This window comes from Candidatus Paracaedibacter symbiosus, from assembly GCF_000757605.1.
GTDB lineage: Bacteria > Pseudomonadota > Alphaproteobacteria > Paracaedibacterales > Paracaedibacteraceae > Paracaedibacter_A > Paracaedibacter_A symbiosus.
Genome location: NZ_JQAK01000048.1, coordinates 2,923 through 3,449, shown reverse-complemented (window position 1 = coordinate 3,449; position 527 = coordinate 2,923).

The following is a 527-nucleotide window of genomic DNA, read 5'->3' as shown; positions in this document are numbered from 1 at the left end:
AACTCTTTTCGCCGCCTGAACGCAAGGGCACCGTGGCCTGATCATGTCCCGGCTGAGCACCTGCCGAAGCGCGCCCTGTCGTACTCGAACGCCGTCGATTCAGTGACTGGACAAAGCAGTGGCCGATCCTGTGCTGGCCACTGGCAACCCTGGCATCCAGCCCTACCGCCGGCCTAGAGAAAAAGACGTCCGCCCGCTTTTTCGTGGGGGTCTGATTTGGAGTCCAGGTCCACCATGACGGATTCAGCCAGCCGCTTGTGAAGGAGCGGGCGAAATCGACTGTAGTCCCCGATCAGTTTTTCCCTTAGCGCAAAAGCGTCCATACTTTCCCCATATTTTGGTCGACGCCTAGCGTCGGCCCAGCAACTCGGATTGCCCCCCAACCTGACGCCTGCTCTTGACAGACCTTGGTTCGGACAAGCCGAGGAAGGCTTCACCAAGTTCAATATTCCCCATGGCATAGGTGCGCCTATCCCGTAAGCCCGCAAGCCCATCCTGCCAGGCAAGCAGCATGCGCTTCCCAATTT